At 28.4% G+C, this 19,934-nt stretch carries 12 protein-coding genes and 2 pseudogenes; 8 read left to right on the top strand and 6 right to left on the bottom strand.

The window, feature by feature from the left end; all coding sequences use genetic code 11:
- Positions 1-89: 89 nt before the first annotated feature.
- Both I2E98_RS01470 and I2E98_RS01465 read left to right on the top strand, forming a co-directional pair.
- Positions 90-659 (top strand): UbiX family flavin prenyltransferase, encoded by a 570-nt coding sequence (locus I2E98_RS01470; protein ID WP_195467205.1) that lies wholly within the window; start codon positions 90-92, stop codon positions 657-659.
- Positions 652-1,535, top strand: a pseudogene (locus I2E98_RS01465) (UbiD family decarboxylase). Before I2E98_RS01470 ends, I2E98_RS01465 begins: the two are co-directional and overlap by 8 nt.
- Positions 1,536-1,580: 45 nt before the next feature.
- Here I2E98_RS01465 and I2E98_RS01460 read toward each other — a convergent pair.
- Complete coding sequence (locus I2E98_RS01460) at positions 1,581-2,087, bottom strand: TetR/AcrR family transcriptional regulator (RefSeq protein ID WP_195467204.1); 507 nt, start codon at positions 2,085-2,087, stop codon at positions 1,581-1,583.
- Positions 2,088-2,215: 128 nt separating this feature from the next.
- Here I2E98_RS01460 and I2E98_RS01455 point away from each other — a divergent pair, with 128 nt between their 5' ends.
- Positions 2,216-3,154 carry an alpha/beta hydrolase gene (locus I2E98_RS01455; protein WP_195467203.1) on the top strand — a complete coding sequence of 313 codons (939 nt, stop codon included), beginning with the start codon at positions 2,216-2,218 and terminating at the stop codon, positions 3,152-3,154.
- 124 nt (positions 3,155-3,278) lie between these two features.
- Here the strand turns inward: I2E98_RS01455 and I2E98_RS01450 are convergent, their stop codons facing one another.
- Positions 3,279-4,691, bottom strand: coding sequence for a subtype B tannase (locus I2E98_RS01450; RefSeq protein ID WP_195467202.1), 1,413 nt, complete (start codon positions 4,689-4,691; stop codon positions 3,279-3,281).
- Between the two features lie 393 nt (positions 4,692-5,084).
- Between I2E98_RS01450 and fsa the strand changes: the two genes are divergently transcribed.
- The 3 genes from fsa (at position 5,085) to I2E98_RS01435 (ending at position 7,004) form a co-directional block, all read left to right on the top strand.
- A complete protein-coding gene (gene fsa, locus I2E98_RS01445; protein WP_195467201.1) occupies positions 5,085-5,729 on the top strand; it encodes a fructose-6-phosphate aldolase in 645 nt (214 codons plus the stop codon).
- 152 nt (positions 5,730-5,881) lie between these two features.
- Entirely contained in the window at positions 5,882-6,286 is a 405-nt protein-coding gene (locus I2E98_RS01440) for a hypothetical protein (protein ID WP_195467200.1), read from the top strand.
- Between the two features lie 145 nt (positions 6,287-6,431).
- The gene (locus tag I2E98_RS01435; protein ID WP_195467199.1) at positions 6,432-7,004 is read left to right on the top strand and encodes a hypothetical protein; all 573 of its coding nucleotides are present in this window, start codon (positions 6,432-6,434) and stop codon (positions 7,002-7,004) included.
- 364 nt (positions 7,005-7,368) lie between these two features.
- Here I2E98_RS01435 and I2E98_RS01430 read toward each other — a convergent pair.
- The 4 genes and pseudogenes from I2E98_RS01430 to I2E98_RS01415 form a co-directional block, all read right to left on the bottom strand.
- A pseudogene (locus I2E98_RS01430) lies at positions 7,369-9,816 on the bottom strand (GxGYxYP domain-containing protein).
- Positions 9,817-9,938: 122 nt separating this feature from the next.
- Positions 9,939-10,508, bottom strand: coding sequence for a hypothetical protein (locus I2E98_RS01425; protein WP_195467198.1), 570 nt, complete (start codon positions 10,506-10,508; stop codon positions 9,939-9,941).
- Positions 10,509-10,956: 448 nt separating this feature from the next.
- Positions 10,957-11,964 (bottom strand): cysteine synthase family protein, encoded by a 1,008-nt coding sequence (locus I2E98_RS01420; protein ID WP_195467197.1) that lies wholly within the window; start codon positions 11,962-11,964, stop codon positions 10,957-10,959.
- A gap of 88 nt (positions 11,965-12,052) precedes the next feature.
- On the bottom strand, positions 12,053-13,282 hold the full coding sequence (locus I2E98_RS01415; RefSeq protein WP_195467196.1) for a dicarboxylate/amino acid:cation symporter: 1,230 nt from the start codon (positions 13,280-13,282) through the stop codon (positions 12,053-12,055).
- Between the two features lie 547 nt (positions 13,283-13,829).
- On the opposite strand from I2E98_RS01415, the gene gltB reads away from it, so the two are divergent.
- Positions 13,830-18,398, top strand: coding sequence for a glutamate synthase large subunit (gltB, locus tag I2E98_RS01410; RefSeq protein WP_195467195.1), 4,569 nt, complete (start codon positions 13,830-13,832; stop codon positions 18,396-18,398).
- A 12-nt stretch (positions 18,399-18,410) separates the two neighbouring features.
- Positions 18,411-19,880: a glutamate synthase subunit beta gene (locus I2E98_RS01405; protein ID WP_195467194.1), complete on the top strand. Its 1,470-nt coding sequence runs from the start codon at positions 18,411-18,413 to the stop codon at positions 19,878-19,880.
- The last annotated feature ends 54 nt before the right edge of the window (positions 19,881-19,934 follow it).

Raw genomic sequence — 19,934 nt, 5'->3', positions numbered from 1 at the left:
AACAATATTATACTAATTGTTAGAGAAATATCTGTATATTCAAAAGAAGAATTTTTAAAGGTTACTACTAAATTAATTGAGGTGGAAAAATGAATTTAATTATAGGAGTAACAGGAGCAACAGGTACTGTATATGCAGTTAGGTTGCTTGAATATTTAAAGGATATAGAGGAAATAAAAACTCACTTAATAATGAGTAAATGGGCAATTAATAATTTAGAAGTTGAAACAGATTATTCATTAGATTATGTTTATAGTTTAGCAGATTTTGTACATAATAACGATAATTTAGGGGCTTGTATTGCTAGTGGTTCATTTATAACAGATGGTATGATTATACTTCCTTGTAGTATGAAAACATTAAGCAGTATAAGTAATGGATTTTCAAATAATTTAATTGATAGAGCAGCAGATGTAATGATTAAAGAAGGAAGAAAGTTGGTTATTTCACCAAGAGAAACTCCTTTAAGTCCAATACATTTAGAAAATATGTTAAAGCTTTCAAGAATAGGGGTTAGAATAGTGCCTCCTATGCCAGGATTTTATTCAAATACTAAATCTTTAGATGATATTATAAATCATCATGTTATGAAAATATTAGATCAATTTAATATAAATATAGGCAATGATTTAAGATGGAAGGATAATAAGTATGAATAAGGTAGAAATCAATGATTTAAGAAGTGCTATTGAATATTTAAAAAATATTAAGGGTCAATTAGTGAAAAGTGATGTAGAAGTAAATCCACACGGGGAATTAGCAGGGGTATACAGATACATTGGAGCTGGTGGAACTGTAAAAAGACCAACCCAAATAGGGCCTGCAATGATATTTAATAATATAAAAGGACATAAGGATGCTAAAGTTATAATAGGGCTTCTAGCTAGCAGAGAAAGAGTTGGAATGCTTCTAGATTGTGAACCGAAGAAGTTAGGTTTTTTATTAAATGAAGCGGTAAAAAATCCAATAAATCCAATTATAATAGACAATAAAAATGCTCCATGTCAAGAAGTTGTACATTATGCAACTGATGAAGGGTTTGAATGGCAGGGATTCCAACAGAAGCAAGTATAATTCAAATGGTCGAAAAAGCAATGCCAGGTAGACTAGTAAATGTATATGCTCATCCAGCTGGTGGTGGAAAGTATATGGCTATTTTACAAATTAAAAAGAGTATGGCTAGTGATCAAGGAAGAGAAAGGCAAGCAGCACTATTAGCATTATCAGCATTTTCAGAATTAAAGACTGTAATATTAGTTGATGAAGATGTAGATCCATTTGATAGTAATGATGTTTTATGGGCATTAAATACTAGGTATCAAGGAGATATTGATACAATATTTATTCCAGGGGTAAGATGTCATCCATTAGATCCTTCACAAAGTCCTGAATATAGCTGGACTATTAGAGATAGGGGAATAGCTTGCAAAACTATATTTGATTGTACAGTACCTTATGAATTAAAGAATAAGTTTAAGAGAGCTAAATTTACTGAAGTTGATTTAGAGAAGTTTAAAATAGAAGATTATAATTAAGAGTAATTAAGGGACATCAGAATAATTTTTGATGTCCTTATTAAATTAAGAAGGTTGATTTGCCTCTTTAATTAGTTTTGCCATTTTTTCCGGAGATTCTTTCATTCCCCTTGCTATCCATTCGTTAATCCAACCAAATAAACCATAAGCAAGCCATGAATTAAAATAAGCTTGCAAATTATCTTGTTCAGTTTTTGGACCACAAACAGCTTTGATATTGTCTAAAACTAAATGTGACAAATTAGACTTATATAGCAATGTGTAAACTTCACTGTAGTTTTTATAAAGGCCGAATAAGTTTTCTATCCAATCTGCATTTTCTCTTTTTTCAAGTTTAACCTTTGCTTCCCACTCTTTAATGAGATGTATAAGATATTGTTGAATTACATCTTCTTTATTAGCAAAATTTCTATAAAATGATGCTCTACCAACCATAGCTAACTTAGCAATATCAGTTATTTTTATTTCTTCAAAAGCTGTAGTTTCCATTAATGTTAAAAGCGCCTGAGTAATTTGTTTTTTTACATATGTAGTATTTTCGTTTATTTTCATCTGATACAAAACCTCTTAATTTGTCTCATTTTTTAAAAAATATGGTTTTAAAATAAAGTGTATGATACACTTGTCTCAAGTTTGAGGATACAACTGTATCATAAAATTGTAAAGGGGGAAGGTGTAAGATGAAAAAGTTTATAAAGATTATTTTAATTATGCTTGTAATTATTTTTTTATTAATATGTATTCTTTTAATGATGTTAAAATACTTGGCATCAAAGCCTATTAGTAGTACGTATTTCAATAAGATTATAACAAGTGGAGTATTAGAAAATAAATATACAGGTTATGGAGAATATACTGTTAATTCTCTAGAAATTGATAGTAATGAAGAATTATTTAATAAATATAAGATATGGTATCCTGAAGAAGTTGAAGAAAAAAGTGATAAGAAATATCCAGTTGTATTATTTGTAAATGGTACAGGTGTACCATACTCTAAATATGGAGCAACCTTTGAACACTTAGCTTCCTGGGGATTTATTGTTATAGGAAATGATGATGCAAACACTGCAACTGGTGAATCTTCTTCTATTACTTTGAATTATATATTATCATTAAATGATAATAAGGAAAGTATATTTTATAATAAGTTAGATATAGAAAATATAGGAATATCGGGACATTCGCAAGGTGGAGTAGGTGCAATAAATGCTGTAAGTAATTTTGAAAATAGTACTAGATTTACGTCAATTTATACAGCAAGTACAACATCTTTAGAATTAGCTAATGCACTTAAATGGAATTATGATGTAAGTAAGATAAGCATACCTTATTTTATGGTTGCAGGCACTGGTAAGAGTGATTCAGAAACCATAGCTCCATTAGATTCTTTAATAAAAAACTATGAAAATTTAAGTGATAATATAAAATCAATTATGGCAAGAAGAAAAAATGTTGATCATGGAGATATGCTAATTTATGCTGATAGCTATATGACTGCTTGGTTTAGATATACTTTGATGAATGACAAAGAGGCAAGTGGAATTTTTGGTGGAGATTCACCAGAAATATTGCAGAACACAGATAATTGGCAAGATGTAAGAATTAAAAAGTTAGATTAAGAAAAATATTAATTAGTGAATGAATAGTAAGAAGAGTAGAGTTACTTATAATAACCATATATCTACTCTTCCTATTATTAGGCTATTGATGTAAAAATATATATTTATTTAATTGGATTATAATTTATTTTGATACTATTTCATCTATCCAAGCAAATAGTTCAGTTAAATCATAATCGCCTGCATGAGGAATTCCCCATGGAAGATGATAATCTACATTTATTCCATTCATTTCTAAAGTTATTGCCAAAATAGCTGAAATTGCAAGTGAAGTATCACGGTCAATAGCTCCATGACGAATTCTAAAATTCTTAGCTGTATTGCAAGATTTATCTGAAATATAATTCATAGGATTCATTAATTTAACTTGGTGTTCTTCCGCTAATTCACCATTTACTGTTGAATAATTTTTACTAAATTCAGTAAAGTGACGATATTGAATTTCAGGTGTACCAAATAACTCATTTTCTGGAGTTCCCATAGCAATATTATCAAATGCAGGTGTATCTTTCATTCTAGTACGGAATTTTATATACTTATCAAAATCTATATCAATTATTTCATTGTTTACTATAGTAATCCACTCTAAGTCGGATAAGTTACTACCGTTATCTAATTCCAGTTGAGCAGATTTAATAACAAAAGATTTAATATAATCTTTAAATGCTCCATTTCCTTCGTCATCAATTGTTAATGGTATACCGGTTGATGATTTTAAATTTAATTTATTTAAGTATTTAGGGAATAACGCTTTTAATTTTGTAGAAAGATCTATTTGTAATTTTGACATTTCTCCATTAATAGGAGCAATTTTAGGATTTGAAGAACCTTCTACTCTTTCAAATTTCACTTTATGATAATCATTTAAACCACAGAATTCCCATTCATAAGCTTTATCTGCATTTTCTAAATTAGTTATTGGACAGTAACAAGATGCTGCAAAGATATCATCTCTTTCATCAGCAGCTCCTAATTCTTTTAAATAAGGTTCATAGTCAGAATGATTTCCTGTTGAACCAAGAAGTGATGATAAAGCACCACCAGCACTAGTACCATTAGATATTATTTTATCTACATCACCTGGAATAATTTCTTTATTATGACGAAGGTAGCGTACTGCTGCCTTTAAATCAACAATGCAAGCAGGAGCGGTTCCTGTAAATTTACCATTTTCATCTCTTAGCCCTCTGCCACGAGCACCAGGAGAAACAACAATATATCCATTTAAAAGTGCATAGAAAGTAGCATTTGGTTTATTAGAAAATTTATTAATACCAGGTCTTTCAGGAGAGCCAGGCATATAACCACCTACTGTATTTGGAAAGAAAATAGGTGCAGTTTTTAAGTTATAGATACCTATTGAATTTTCTTCATAATAAGTTTCAGGTACAAATATGCTTAGTTTTTGAAAGTTAGTATCTACTGGATTTTTAACATATATTATATTTTCGAAAGCACGATATTCGAGTGTTTTATCGTCTAGGGTAATTGTTTGTATAGTATATTTTTTATCATCAAATTTTAGATCATAATTCATTATGTATAACTCCTCTCAATAATATTCATCTATATAATTTTAAATTTATTATTAAGGTATAAGCAATTCAATTTATAATTAAATATATTCCGCAGTGGAATATATTCTTATTATGTGAAGGATAATTAGAAAGTGTATATACTATAAAAAAATAAAAAAATGCTCCCTTTATTTTTTGTAATAATTTTAAAATTCATATGGGAAAAGTTGAGAAATATGTAAAATTAATATAAAATATTAATAAAAAGGAATTAAATGTTAAAAAAGAAGCAGTAAATTATTTAGGGAATAAAGCTTAGGTTTTAAATATAAAATATAGTTGAAAAATTAAATTAATATAATGTTAAAAATTTTATTAAATATAATAGTGAATTTATGGGAGGAAAGAAAGTTATGAAAATATTTATAGATACAGCTAATGTTGAACAAATTAAAAAGGCAAATGATATGGGGTTAATTGATGGAGTTACAACAAATCCATCATTAGTTTCAAAAGAAAATAAAACAATGGCAGAAGTGATTCCAGAGATTTGTAAAATAGTAGATGGACCAATAAGTGCAGAAGTTATGAGTTTAGATACTGAAGGAATGATTAGAGAAGCAAGAGAATTAGCAAAGATAAGCCCAAATATAGTTGTTAAAATACCAATGACTTTAGATGGGTTGAGTGCAGTTAGAGTTTTATCTAAAGAAGGAATAAAAACTAACGTTACTTTAATATTTAGTGTTCATCAAGGAGTTTTAGCAGCTAAAGCTGGGGCAACTTATATTAGTCCTTTTGTTGGAAGACTAGATGATATCGGACTAGATGGAATGGATTTAATAAATGATTTAATTATAGCTAAAGAAAACTATGGTTTTGAAACAGAAATAATAGCTGCAAGTATAAGAACAAAAGAACACATTCTTCAATGTATATTAGCAGGTGTAGATATTGCAACAATACCATATGCACAAATTGAAGATATGGCTAAGCATCCATTAACTACAGCTGGAATTGAAAGATTTATAAGCGATTATAGTAAAGTTCAAAAATAGTTATGGTAAATAGCTATACCCCAGGGGCCCAGTTTACGGCTCCCCTGGGATAGAGAAAAGTGGAAATTAAGAATTAGAAATTAATAATGTATACTTATCATTTTTTAGAAGAATAATAATATTATTGACTAAATTTAACTAAGGAGGATATTATGAAACACAAGAGAGTATTGGTATTAACATTATTATTTTTATTAATATGTAGTTGTAATGTTTTTGCAAGTAAGAGACCAGAACCTAATATGATTTTTATGGGAGAGGTAGAAGAAGTTCAAAAAAATGAAAAAGACAATACTTTAAACATAAAGGTTAAGGGATATCTTAAAGGGCTTACTGTAAATAGTCAAGAATTAATAGCAGTTGTAAATAATGAGACATTAATACTTCCAAATGAATGTCCAAAGGAAGGGGAAGAAATAGATATTAAAAAAGTTGATCCTAAGACATTTAAGGTAGAAAAAGGTGATGTTATATTCCTTGTTTTAAGTGAAGCTATGACAAAATCAAATCCACCTCAAGTATTAGCTAAGGCTATTCAAATAACAGATAGAAAATAAAATTTAGCTACTACATCTATTATATTTTTTAGACATAGATAATTTATATAAGGATGTAGTAAATTTTTTTGCAATGAATTTAAATAACAAAATAAAATTTTTATAATATGATAAAGTGTGAATATTAATTATAGGAAATATAAAAATGGCTAAAAATAAGAGAAAAAATAAATCATATAAATATAAAAATTCTTATAATAGAAAAAGTAATTCAAGTAAAGATGCTAATTATTATAATAGTAATAATAGTTCAACATATAATACTGAAGAGTTTAGCGAGGAAGATATAGAGTCATTACTTTTATTGGAGATACAATTAAAGGGAACATTAACTATTATATATGGACAGTTATTATTAATACAAGCTAATTTCCAAGGAAGGGAAGTTATTTATAGTAAATATAAAGACAATAATGATATAAATAATAGTAATAATAACAATAGCGATACGATGTCACAAGTTACTCCAGATAAGACTGTTTTAGAAGCAACATATATTTTTTTCTTAATGAAAATTTTATTTATACAAATAGCATTTACCAGGTATAATACCGTTTATAATAAAAAACTTAAGGGAGAATTTCCATATTCTTTAGAACCTAATATATTAATAAATAATGCTAATTTATTAGAGTTAATATCATCTATTTATTATATTAAGGCGGCAGAAGAAATACTAGCTAGAGATAATAATCAACCTGTATTTGGTATAAGATAATAATAAAGTCTGTAAGGTTTTGTTAATGAAGGTTAATAAGGCCTTTTATTTTTATGAGATAACAATAAAGTGTGTACTGTTATATAAAAGTAAATAGGGTCTTATAACTAAAAGTTTATAAGCGTATAGTAAAAATAAATGATTGAATATGTAACATAATTAAGTATATTTACGTAATATATATTAAGCTTTATCTTATGTATAAAAAGAGAGGAACCTATTCCCTTAATATTTTTAAGACTTTAATTTAACAACTAACATTTAAGTTAATTAATAGTAATATATCTTTATCTTCCGTATTGTAATAGAGGATTTTTAAAGGAAATCTCATAGAAACTTTATAATTATCTATGAGATTTTTATTTTATAGATTATGTGAAATATTGTTTTGGATTAACTTAACGAAGGTATCAGGAGTTACAATTCTAACTTTAGGGTTTTTATTTAATTTAGTTATAACATCATTAACATTATCCATTGTATTACTCCAAACATGAACATATACAAAGGTATAAGAGTTTGGATCTTTAATGTTTGTATAGCCTAAATTAATTCTATTGTTAATGTTAGAAAGCAACTGATTTTAATCTTCTATACCACCCAAAAGTAAGTCGCGGCAAGAAATGATAGGCTTATTGTTAGACCAAATTATTTTACCTTTATAGGCATTGTTTATATCATAATTCAAGTAAAGAAGACCATCTATATTAGAATTACAAGTATACTTATCCCATAAATCTTTTTTATAAAAAGTTTCATCATCAAGAATTAATACACTATGTTGATCAACATTTTCCATGTAGTCATTAAGTCGTTTAGTATAGCTAGTTAGTTTATCATTAGGATATTTACTAGGATATATATATCCATTACCAGAAGCAGCAACTACATAATTATCATTAAATTTTGATGAGCTTGCAGCTTCATAATATTTATTAAAAACTGTAGGAGCTAAATAATATAATGAAGGACTTAAAGACCAGCCTAAATTGAAATTACCTCTATAAGGAGAACCAAACCAGTCTTTAGTATTATAATTACTGCCTAGAAGCCATTGTTGATTATCACCATCAGACATTATAAAAGTAACATAATGAATTCCATCTTCTTGAATCATATCTTCACTAGTTTTTTGATTCTTAGGTATTGATGGATATGAGCTTAATACTGAAAGGTTATAAGACCAATCTGCAGCAATCATATCAATTCCAAAACTAGAAGCAATAGAAACATTAGTATGTTCATCAGGTCCCCAGCCTAATATTCTACCACCATCATCCATAGAGCTAAAAATAGCTTCTCTTAAAGAACTATCATTTACATCATTTTCGTAAAAAATCAATGATTTTGAAAGAATTGCATAGTCACGTAATGACATGTATTTGTCACTAGGCAATTCTATTACAGTAGAATGATTTAATCCAGAATTCCAAAGATTATTAAATGCCCAATATTTATCCGTATCTCTACAATCTTTAATTAAAGTTGTTATGCCATGATCATTTAGTGTAGATTCTATAGATTCATCAATGGCTATGGAGTCTTTCAGAGATGCAAAGGTGCAAGCGTTATTTATTGAAGGCTCTTTTACAGTACTATATAAAACATATCCATTAATTTGAGACTTAAATTTATCTATAAGTTTCCAAGGGTCTTTAATTATTTTATATTTTACATTATAATTTTTATTTAAATCCTCAAGCCATATTTTATAATCAGGCTCACTAGAACTTAGAATATATATTTGATTTTCTGATTTTGATGCTATAAGTCCTTGAAGAGTTACAATCATTGTTTTTTCTGCTTTAGTCATATTACTATCAGATATAACATAAAGAAATTTAGGAATTATATTACCTTTAATGTAAGAATCATTAGATTCAATAGAAGTATTACAACTACAATTTACTAAGTTGATATTTTTATTTATAGAATTTATATTATTAGTTAAATTACTTGTAGAAATTGAAAGTTTGCAAGTTTTATATTTATTATAAAATTTATTTAAGAAATCATATCTTTTACCTACATAAAAATCTACGAAGCTTTTTGGTGTAATATCTGATAATAATAATTGACGCCCAATAATGTCATGCAAGCTGACATCATTGCCATTTTTAATAATGTCATACATTATCATAAAGGTTGTAGTTCTACCTGCACCAGCTTTACAGTGAAAATGAAGCCAAGTATTTTCAGGTTGATTTTTTACAAACTTAATAAAGTAATCAACCATATCATCATTAGGTAAATTTCCATCAGTTACAGGAATTCTAAGATATGATATATTATTAGATTCGGCTACAGTACGCTCATTTGTTACTATATTTGGTGTAATAGTAATATTGTTATTATGTAAAGTTAAAGGTTCATTTAATTTAATAGAAGATAAATCTTGATTTTCTTTTTTTATAACTTCTTCTAAGGAAAGTCCGAAATTTGCATTATTATTTAAGTTTGAAAAGCTAATGGCGGTGTTGTTTATAAAGCCATGTGATTCTTCCCTTAAATCAACAACAATTATAGAAAGATTGCTATCAATATTTTCAATCAATAAAGGAAGGTTAGATATAGTAAATTGACCACTGCCGGATATATTTAATTTATCTAATCCTTTTGTATTTATTGATTTAAGTGCGGTAGCTTTTGATATGTCAGTTGTCTTACGAAAATGACTTGGTAGCGAATTAGTTCTATCTGAATCTTGAATAATATTAACATCAGATAAAGATTTAACTGGATATGAAATTGATGATAATAAAATTATAGCTGTTAATAAAAAAATAAAGAAAAGTTTAATGCTTTTTTTCATTAGTATATACCTCTTAATTGTATCGTTTGTTATTTATTATAAGAAATAATGAAAATATATTTCTTATATATAGTAAAATAAAAGTAGCCTCGATTTACTTAAAAACCGGGGCTAACTTTGTTTTATTTTATTCCTAGTTTATTTTTAGCATCATCAATTAAGTTTTTTAAATCTACTCTAGCATCATGTGCACCTAATGTTAATGATCTTAAACCTTTTATTACTTCATCTTTAGATAAAGTAGCATAATCTTTTGTTTTTTCACCAAAGGTTCCAGTATAATCATCAACTGCAATAATAGCTTTATCAGTAGCTGTTATTACTTCTTGATTATATTTATCAACCTCATCGTTTCCTTTTACAACATTATTTTCCAAGTCATTCTTAAAATCCTCTAAGTTTGTTTTTAATTGATCATAAGAATCATTATATTCAGTTATAAATTCATCATATGTATTATCATATGTAAAATCATCTACATAAATATCATATGTAGTGTCAAGAGCATCATTATTAAAATAATGATTATATCTTTCTGTTAAGTAGTCATAATATTCTTGATTGGTAGGTGGATTTTTCTTAGTAGAATCATTAGTTGTACTATTATTAGTATTATTATTACCACATCCAACTAACCCAAATAATAATAAAGATAATAGTAATAAAGATAAGATTTTAAATCTTTTTCTCATTTCAAACATCTCCTTAAATTTTCTTTTATACTTATAGTTTGCTTAAGATAGATGTTTGTATTCATGATTTATACTATAAATTATTCTGATATTATAGTTATCTTTTTAATTAAATGTATTTCATCAAAGTTAAAGTATTTTTAATTAATAATTTTTCAGAGTAAATATAGCAGAAGTCGTTATCTTCTAAGTGGTTATGCAGAAAATTGTATATTTAGCCTAAAAGCCAGTGATAGAGAAAAATTAATGATATTATCGGAGTGAATATTGTAATTAAGTTTTAGAATTTAATTGTTTTTGGAGGAAAAAGAGCGTTAAGAAGATGAGGGAACAAAGGTGACTTTCGAAGCTTTAGCACTTTTCCCGAAAAAAACAATATAAATTCTTAACGCAAATTACACAATTCATGGAGGTAATATCATTAATTTTCGTAATCACGGCATTCAAGCTATAAAACTCTAAAGTCAAGGAATTTAACGTCAGAAGAAATAAATCCATCTTTAACAGGTTCCTTGTTCATTAAATCAGTAGAGATGTACTTTTTATTATCATCAGCAAAAATAGTTATAGCACCTGAAACAGATTTGTTAATATCTAAAGCTTTAATAGCACCTATAAAATTAGCACCAGAGGAGATTCCAACACCAAGTCCTAATTCTTTAGAAAGCATTTGAGCCATAATTATAGCGTCACCATCATCAACACTTATAATATCATCTAATTCATGTAAATTTACTATTGAAGGAATGAATTCATCTGAAATTCCTTGAATGCGATGATAACCTGAATGAGTACCTGTTGAAAGCGTTGGTGATGAAGCAGGTTCAATAGGATAAGCCTTTAAATGGCGATTTTTTTCTTTTAAAAATTTAGATATACCCATTATTGTCCCACCAGTACCTACTCCAGCAACAAAGATTGAAGGTGATATATGATGTCTTTTTAATGTTGAGTATATTTCAGGAGCTGTAGAGTGATAATGAGAATGTATATTATCAGTATTTGAAAACTGTTGAGGTAAAAAAATATCAGGACAATTGGCTTTACATTGTTCAGTTAAAGATATGCATTTAAGAAATCCACCATCATCCTTTGATACTAAATGTAGTTTAGCATTATAGCTTTCTAGTAATTTGATTCTTTCAGAGCTCATCCAATTTGGCATATAGATATGAACATTATGACCTAAATAAGTTCCAATGGCTGCAAAGGATATACCAGTATTACCGCTAGTAGCTTCTAAAATAAGATCATTTTCGTTAATTTTTTTACTTATATAAGCATGTTTTAACATATATATAGCAACTCTGTCTTTAATGCTTCCAGTTAAATTGTAATACTCAAGTTTAGCATAAACTTTCATATTTTTTTCTTTATATTTGAATAAAATTTCTACTAAAGGAGTATTACCTATAAGTTTTTCTAAATCATTTATTTTACTAAATATATCTCTCATAAAAACTCCTGAAAAAATTGTTTCAATAGTAATATATGAAATAACTTTTTATTTTAGTAAAAGTTATTTCATATATAATTTAAAAGAATTACTTATTAGAATTTTCTTTCATGAATTTAGAAATCATCATAGTACAAACTGTATTACCAGATGAATTTAATAATGTTGCTGGTGCATCTATTATTGTAGCTATAACAAGCATTATTGCCAGGCTTTCAGCAGGGAAACCAAAGATACTTAAAATAAGCATTTCTCCAATTGCACCACCACCAGGAACAGCTCCAACTACTGCACCGATAAGTAAGCCCACACCAAGAATCAACAGTAAAGTTTCTATATTGTTAGTATCTCTTCCAAAGATTCCAAATAAAAACATTATTTTGAAGATACCGCCAATTATAGAACCATCTTTATGAATATTAACACCAAGTGGCATAACGATATTTGCAAGTGTATCTGAAACCCCCATTTTTTTAGCTGCGTCTATATTAACAGGAATACAAGCGGCACTAGAGCAAGTTGCTAATGCTGTAACGGCAGGAGGAGTAGCATTTTTCCAAAATATTTTTACACCTTGTTTTTTACCAGCAATATAAGCATAAATAGTAAAGAATCCAAAGAAGTAAATGATAGAAACAACAATATATAAAATAAACACCTTTATATATCCACCAAGTATTTGACTACCTAGTTGTCCAACAACTGTTGCGAAGTAACAACCAAGTCCTAATGGGGCAATATACATAATTAATCCCATCATTTTCATAGTTACTACAGAGCCACTTTGTAAAAATGCCGCAAATGGCTTTCCATCTTCTTTAGAAAGCATAGTTGCAAATCCAATAAGAATAGAAAATAAGATTAAAGCTAACATGTTATTTCTAGATAAAAGTTCAGAAAAATCATTAACAGTAATACTTGAAACTATTTTTTGAATTATGCCAACATTTTCTTGTTCTATAGAACCTGTAGAGTTAAGAAGATTATTAAATATAGATGAATCTAAATTATTAGTAGGATTAAATAATTTAAAGCTAATAACACCTATAATTCCTGAAATAATTGCTGTAATAGCAAAAACTATAATAGTTGTTCCTAGAATTTTACCAAGCTTTTTTGAACTTTCCATATTAGCTATAGAAGAAGAAATGCTAAAGAAAACTATAGGAACCAGTAGAGTAAAAATTAAATTTAAAAATAAATTACCTATTGGTTCAAAGATTATAGCTTTTTCGCCTAGTATTACACCTAAAAAACCACCTATTAGTATGGCCATAAGTAATATTAAGGAAGAAGCGTAATTTTTTAGAAATTTCAATTATATCTCACCTTTCTTTTGTAAGTTAGTATTTTTACATACTTTATCTTTTGTGTATACAAGTTGGTATCACTACCGACTTTTAATAATATTATGCAATGGTTAGAATGTCAATGAACTTATGTATTTATATAGAAAATAAGTATTTTATGAAGAGATTATTAATATGAAAAATAAGGAGATGTCACATTATCATTATAATGTAATATTTTTATATAAAAATTTAATAAAATTTTCCGAGAAAATGACAGAAGAAAAAATATAACATTCATAAATTTTAAAATAAATACTTATAAATTATTAAAAAAATTACAGGATTAAAATAATAAATTATTAATAAAAATAAGTTTAAGGAACATAATAATTAATTTTTTTAAGAAAAGTATATAAAAATAATAATAAAAGTTTGAAATTACATATAAATTTGTATATAATGTTAATAATACAATAATTGGATTAAAATTGAAAAATGAGATTTTTTTGAAAGATATAATTTCATATTCGGTTTTCAGACATAAAAATATACTATAAAAAAGGAGCGTTATATATGAAAGAAAATTGGGGTCTGTATAACAGCAGTTTTGAACATGACGCATGTGGAATAGGGGCTGTAGTAAATATTAAAGGAAAAAAATCTAATAAAGTTATAAATGATGCTTTAGATATTTTAGAAAATTTAAAGCATAGAGGTGGAACTGGAGCAGATGAAAATACTGGTGATGGAGCTGGTATTTTAATTCAAATACCTCATAACTTTTTTAAGAAAGTATGTAAAGAATCTAATGTTAATTTGCCAGAGAGTGGAGAATATGCAGTAGGTGTATTATTTCTTCCAACTGAAGAAAAGAAAAAAGAATTAGCATTAGATATAATTAATAAAGTTTTAGTGGACAAGGATTATAAAACTTTATTATTAAGAGATGTACCTGTAGATTATAGTGGACTTGGAAAAGCAGCTTTAGAGTCTATGCCTAATATTATGCAGATTGTATTAGATAAGCCTAATAATATAGAAGATACAAGAGAGTTTGAAAGAGAATTATATATATTAAGAAGAAATATTGAAAAAGCTTTTAATGCAGAAGAAGAATTAAATAATTGTAGTGCTTATATAGCATCACTTTCTTCAAAAACAATAGTTTATAAAGGTATGTTGTTATCAACACAAGTAAGAGAATTTTATCATGATTTGTTAGATAAAGATGTTGAATCAGCTATAGCCTTAGTTCATTCAAGATACTCAACGAATACATTCCCAAGCTGGGAAAGAGCACACCCTAACAGAATGATGGTTCATAATGGAGAGATAAATACTTTAAGAGGTAATGTTAATAAGATTTATTCAAGAGAAGGCTCTATTACTTCAGAGGTATTTGGAGATAAGCTTCCTGAAGTATTACCTATAATAAATAAAGAAGGGTCAGATTCTGCAACTTTTGATAATGTATTAGAATTTTTATACATGGGTGGAAGGGATTTAGCTAGATCAATATTAATGTTAATACCTGAACCATGGGAAAAATCTAAAAATATAGATGAAAATAAGAAAGCTTTTTATAAATATAATTCAACATTAATGGAACCGTGGGATGGACCAGCATCTATAGTATTTACTGATGGAGATAGAGTAGGAGCAGTTTTAGATAGAAATGGATTAAGACCATCAAGATATTATATAACAGATGATGGATATCTGTATCTTTCATCAGAAACTGGAGCAGTATACATAGATGAAGAAAGAGTAGTAAGAAAAGATAGATTAGAACCAGGAAAAATTTTATTAGTAGATACTATTAAGGGTGAACTTATTGAAGATAAAGAGGTTAAGAAAAAGTATAGTTTAGAAAATCCATATAAAGAGTGGTTAGATGAAAGATTAACACCACTTAAAAGTATAAATATAGATAATTATGAACAAAAGTTTATGGATAAAGAAGAAAGAACAACCTATCAAAAAGCTTTTGGATATGGATATGAAGATTTAAAAACTAATATATATGAAATGGCTCAAAATACCCATGAGCCAATGGCAGCTATGGGGATTGATACTCCTCTTGCAGTATTATCATTAAAAGAGCAACCATTGTTTAATTACTTTAAGCAATTATTTGCTCAAGTAACTAATCCTCCAATAGATGCAATAAGAGAAGAAGTTGTGACATCAACTAATGTTTATTTAGGCTCTAAAGGAAATATATTAGATGATTGTCCTGAAAGTTGTAGACAAATAGAAATAGTAAATCCAATTATTAATGATAAAGATTTAGCAAAAATAAAATCATTGGATGGACATGGATATAATATTAAAACCTTAGATATTACTTTTGATAAAACTAAAGAAAATAGTTTAGAAATATCATTAAAATATTTATGTAGGGAAGCACTTCAGCTTATTAATGAAGGTGCAAATGTAATTATATTAAGTGATAGGTTTATTGATGAATCAAATGCACCAATTCCTTCATTATTAGCAGTTGCAGCAATGAATAATTACTTAATTAAAAAAGGTGTTAGAAGTTTAGCAGATATTATTATAGAAACTGCAGAAGCTAGAGAAGTTCATCATTTTGCAACACTTTTAGGATATGGAGCTACAGCTGTTAATCCATATTTAGCTTATCAATGTATTCACGAGTTAGTTGAAGATGAAATCATTACAATTTCATATGAAGAAGCTATCAATAATTATGATACAGCTGTCGTTAAAGGAATAACTAAAATACTTTCAAAGATGGGAATTTCAGCAATTAGATCATATCAAGGTGCTCAAATATTTGAAGCTTTAGGTATAGATAAATCTGTAATAGACAAATACTTTACAAATACAACTAGTAGAATTGGTGGATTAACTTTAAAAGATATAGAAAAAGAAGCTTTATCTAAGCATGAAAAAGCTTATAACAAGAGATATAAACAACTTAATTTTGATTTAGATAACTTTGGTAGAGATAAATTAAGAAGTGCTGGGGAAAAGCATTTATACAATCCAGCAACTATTCACATGTTACAACAAGCAACAAAAACTGGAGATTATAATAAATTTAAAGAATATTCTACATTAATAAATAAAGAGGAAGAAGGATTAACTTTAAGAGGATTATTAGACTTTGAATTTGAAGCAAATCCTATTCCACTAGAAGAAGTGGAGCCAGTATCTTCAATTGTAAAGAGATTTAAAACTGGAGCAATGTCATATGGATCAATTTCTAAGGAAGCCCATGAAGCACTTGCTATAGCAATGAATAGATTAGGCGGTAAGTCTAATACTGGAGAAGGTGGGGAAGATAGAGAAAGATGGATTCCACTTGCTAATGGTGATTCAAAGAGATCTAAAATTAAGCAAATAGCATCAGGTAGATTTGGTGTTACTTCAGAATATTTAGTTAATGCAGATGAATTACAAATAAAGATGGCTCAAGGTGCAAAACCAGGAGAAGGTGGACAACTTCCTGCATCAAAGGTATATCCTTGGATTGCAAAAACAAGACATTCAACTACAGCAGTTGGACTTATTTCACCACCGCCTCATCATGATATTTATTCAATAGAAGATTTAGCACAACTTATATATGATTTGAAGAATTCTAATATATATGCAGATGTTTCTGTAAAGTTAGTTGCAGAAGCTGGAGTTGGAACAGTTGCAGCAGGTGTTGCTAAGGCTGGTGCTGATGTAATATTAGTATCAGGTTATGATGGAGGTACAGGGGCATCTCCTAAGACTTCTATTCAACATGCAGGTCTTCCTTGGGAATTAGGTCTTGCAGAAGCACATCAAACACTTGTTATGAATAACTTAAGAGATAGAGTTAGAGTTGAAACTGATGGTAAGCTTATGACAGGTAGGGATGTTGCAATAGCAGCATTACTTGGAGCTGAAGAGTTTGGATTTGCAACTGCACCACTTGTAACTTTAGGTTGTGTAATGATGAGAGTGTGTAATTTAGATACTTGTCCAGTTGGGATTGCTACCCAAAATAAAGAACTTAGACAGAGATTTACTGGTAAGCCAGAATATGTAGTAAACTTTATGGAGTTTATTGCAGAAGAACTAAGAGAATATATGGCTAAACTTGGATTTAGAACTATTGACGAAATGGTTGGTAGAGTAGATAAGTTAAAGAAAAAAGAAAATCTTAATAACTGGAAGGCTGAAAGAGTTGATTTATCATTAGTATTAGATAAATCACAAGTTGATTCTGAAAATGGTGTTAGATTCAATTCAGAGAACAAGTATGATCATAAGCTTGATTCAGTTAAAGATTCAGCAGTACTTTTAGATCTTGCAAAACCTGCTTTAGATAATAAAGAAAAAGTTAAAATAGAACTTGATATTTTAAATACAGATAGAACGTTTGGTACTATCTTAGGGTCTGAAATTACTAGAAGACATAAGACAGAAGGGTTACCAGAAGATACAGTATGGATTAAATGTACAGGAGCAGCAGGGCAAAGCTTTGGAGCATTTATACCAAATGGTTTAACTTTAGAAGTTGAAGGTGATGGTAATGATTATGTTGGTAAGGGATTATCAGGAGGAAAAATAGTTGTATATCCACCTAAGAATAGCAAAATAGTTGCAGCTGAAAATATTATAGTTGGTAATGTGGCATTATATGGGGCTACATCTGGTAAGGCATTCTTTAATGGAGTTGTTGGTGAAAGATTCTGTGTAAGAAATTCAGGAGCAACAGCTGTAATTGAAGGGTGTGGAGCTCATGGTTGTGAATATATGACAGGAGGAAGAGCTGTTATATTAGGAGAAACAGGAGTTAATTTTGCTGCTGGTATGAGTGGTGGTATTGCTTATGCTCTAGATGAAAATAATAAGTTTGTTTCTAAAGTTAATAAGGAGATGGTACTTATTGAAGAACCAAATGATGAAGATGTTAATTTCTTAAAAGAAATAATTACTGAACATTATAATCTTACAAAATCAGTAAAAGCTAAAACTATTTTAGATAATTTTGATTTATATGTAACTAAATTTAAAAAAGTAATTCCTAAGGATTATAAGGAAGTTTTAGAGCTTGTTAAAATAAATGAAGAAAAAGGATTTACTAGAGATGAAGCTTTAGTTAATGCTTTCTATGAAAAAACAGGAAAGGTAATGTAAGGAGGGAGTATCATGGGAAAAGCAACAGGTTTTATGGAATTTAGTAGAAAGAATTGTAGTAGAGAGGATGCACTAAATAGAATAAATCATTGGAATGAATTTGATACACCTCTTACTGAAGAGGAGAGAAAAAATCAAGGGGCAAGATGTATGGACTGTGGTGTTCCATTTTGCCAATCAGGAATAATGTTAAATGGAATGGCAACTGGTTGTCCTTTGCATAACCTTATTCCTGAATGGAATAACTTTGTATATTTAGGAAAATGGGAACTAGGGTTAAAAAGACTTTTAAAAACTAGTAATTTTCCAGAGTTTACTTCAAGAGTATGCCCTGCATTATGTGAAAATGCTTGTACTTGTGGATTACATGGAGATGCTGTTACAGTTAAAGCTAATGAAAAGTATTTAATAGAAAAAGGCTTTAGTGAAGGTGTTATTAAAGCTAATCCACCACAAATAAGAACAGGAAAAAAGGTTGCTGTTATAGGGTCAGGTCCATCAGGGCTTGCATGTTCAGACTTTTTAAATAAATTAGGTCATAGTGTTACTGTATATGAAAGAGAAGACCATGTTGGTGGACTTATGATGTATGGTATACCAAATATGAAGCTTGAAAAAACTGTTATAGAAAGAAGAGTTAATCTTCTTAAAGAAGAAGGAATTACCTTTAAAACTTGTGTAAATGTTGGTATTGATATTACTTTTGATGAATTAGATAAAGAATATGATGCAATAGTTGTAACAATAGGTGCATCTAAACCAAGGGATTTAAAGGTGCCTGGAAGAGAGCTTAATGGAATCCATTTTGCAGTAAAATATTTAACTAATAACACAAAGAGAGTGATTGGTTCAGCATTTAATAAAGGAGCAGATATTCTAGCTACTGATAAAGATGTAATAGTAATTGGTGGAGGAGATACAGGAACTGACTGTGTTGGTACAGCACTTAGACAAGGATGTAAATCTGTAAATCAATTTGAAATAATGGGTGAGCCTTTAAAAACCAGAGGTGAAAATAATCCTTGGCCAGAATATGCAAAAATATTAAAGGTTGATTATGGTCAAGAAGAGTATATTGCAAAGTTTGGACATGATCCGAGAAGATATTTAACTAGCGTTAAAGAGTTTTATGGAGACGAAAATGGAAATGTAAAATCTCTTAAAACTGTTGATGTAGAGTGGGTTAAAGGTGAAGATGGTAGAATGAATCTTAAGGAAATTGAAGGTTCTGAAAAGATTTGGAATGCTGATTTAGTTTTAATTGCTATGGGATTCACAGGAGTTGAAGATTATATAGCTAATGACTTAGGTGTAGAGTTAAACAATAGAGGAAGTATTAATGCAACTGATGTAGATTACAAAACATCTAAGGAAAAGGTATTTGTAGCTGGAGATGCAAGAAGAGGACCATCGTTAGTTGTATGGGGAATTACAGAAGGTAGAAATGCTGCTTTATCAGTAGATAAATATTTAATGGAATAACAACTTTTTTATATAATAAGGAGATGTCACTATAATTAAGTATTTACATTCTAA

The organism is Clostridium sp. D43t1_170807_H7, assembly GCF_015555905.1.
Taxonomy (GTDB): domain Bacteria; phylum Bacillota; class Clostridia; order Clostridiales; family Clostridiaceae; genus Clostridium.
The sequence above is the reverse complement of the archived record's forward strand: the minus strand, read 5'-3'. Positions and strand labels throughout refer to the sequence as shown.

Coding starts and splice junctions, on each gene's coding strand:
- I2E98_RS01455 (WP_195467203.1), top strand. CDS start 2,216: ATGAAAAAGTTTATAAAGATTATTTTAATTATGCTTGTAATTATTTTT.
- I2E98_RS01440 (WP_195467200.1), top strand. CDS start 5,882: ATGAAACACAAGAGAGTATTGGTATTAACATTATTATTTTTATTAATA.
- I2E98_RS01470 (WP_195467205.1), top strand. CDS start 90: ATGAATTTAATTATAGGAGTAACAGGAGCAACAGGTACTGTATATGCA.
- gltB (WP_195467195.1), top strand. CDS start 13,830: ATGAAAGAAAATTGGGGTCTGTATAACAGCAGTTTTGAACATGACGCA.
- I2E98_RS01425 (WP_195467198.1), bottom strand. CDS start 10,508: ATGAGAAAAAGATTTAAAATCTTATCTTTATTACTATTATCTTTATTA.
- I2E98_RS01420 (WP_195467197.1), bottom strand. CDS start 11,964: ATGAGAGATATATTTAGTAAAATAAATGATTTAGAAAAACTTATAGGT.
- I2E98_RS01450 (WP_195467202.1), bottom strand. CDS start 4,691: ATGAATTATGATCTAAAATTTGATGATAAAAAATATACTATACAAACA.
- I2E98_RS01435 (WP_195467199.1), top strand. CDS start 6,432: ATGGCTAAAAATAAGAGAAAAAATAAATCATATAAATATAAAAATTCT.
- I2E98_RS01460 (WP_195467204.1), bottom strand. CDS start 2,087: ATGAAAATAAACGAAAATACTACATATGTAAAAAAACAAATTACTCAG.
- fsa (WP_195467201.1), top strand. CDS start 5,085: ATGAAAATATTTATAGATACAGCTAATGTTGAACAAATTAAAAAGGCA.
- I2E98_RS01405 (WP_195467194.1), top strand. CDS start 18,411: ATGGGAAAAGCAACAGGTTTTATGGAATTTAGTAGAAAGAATTGTAGT.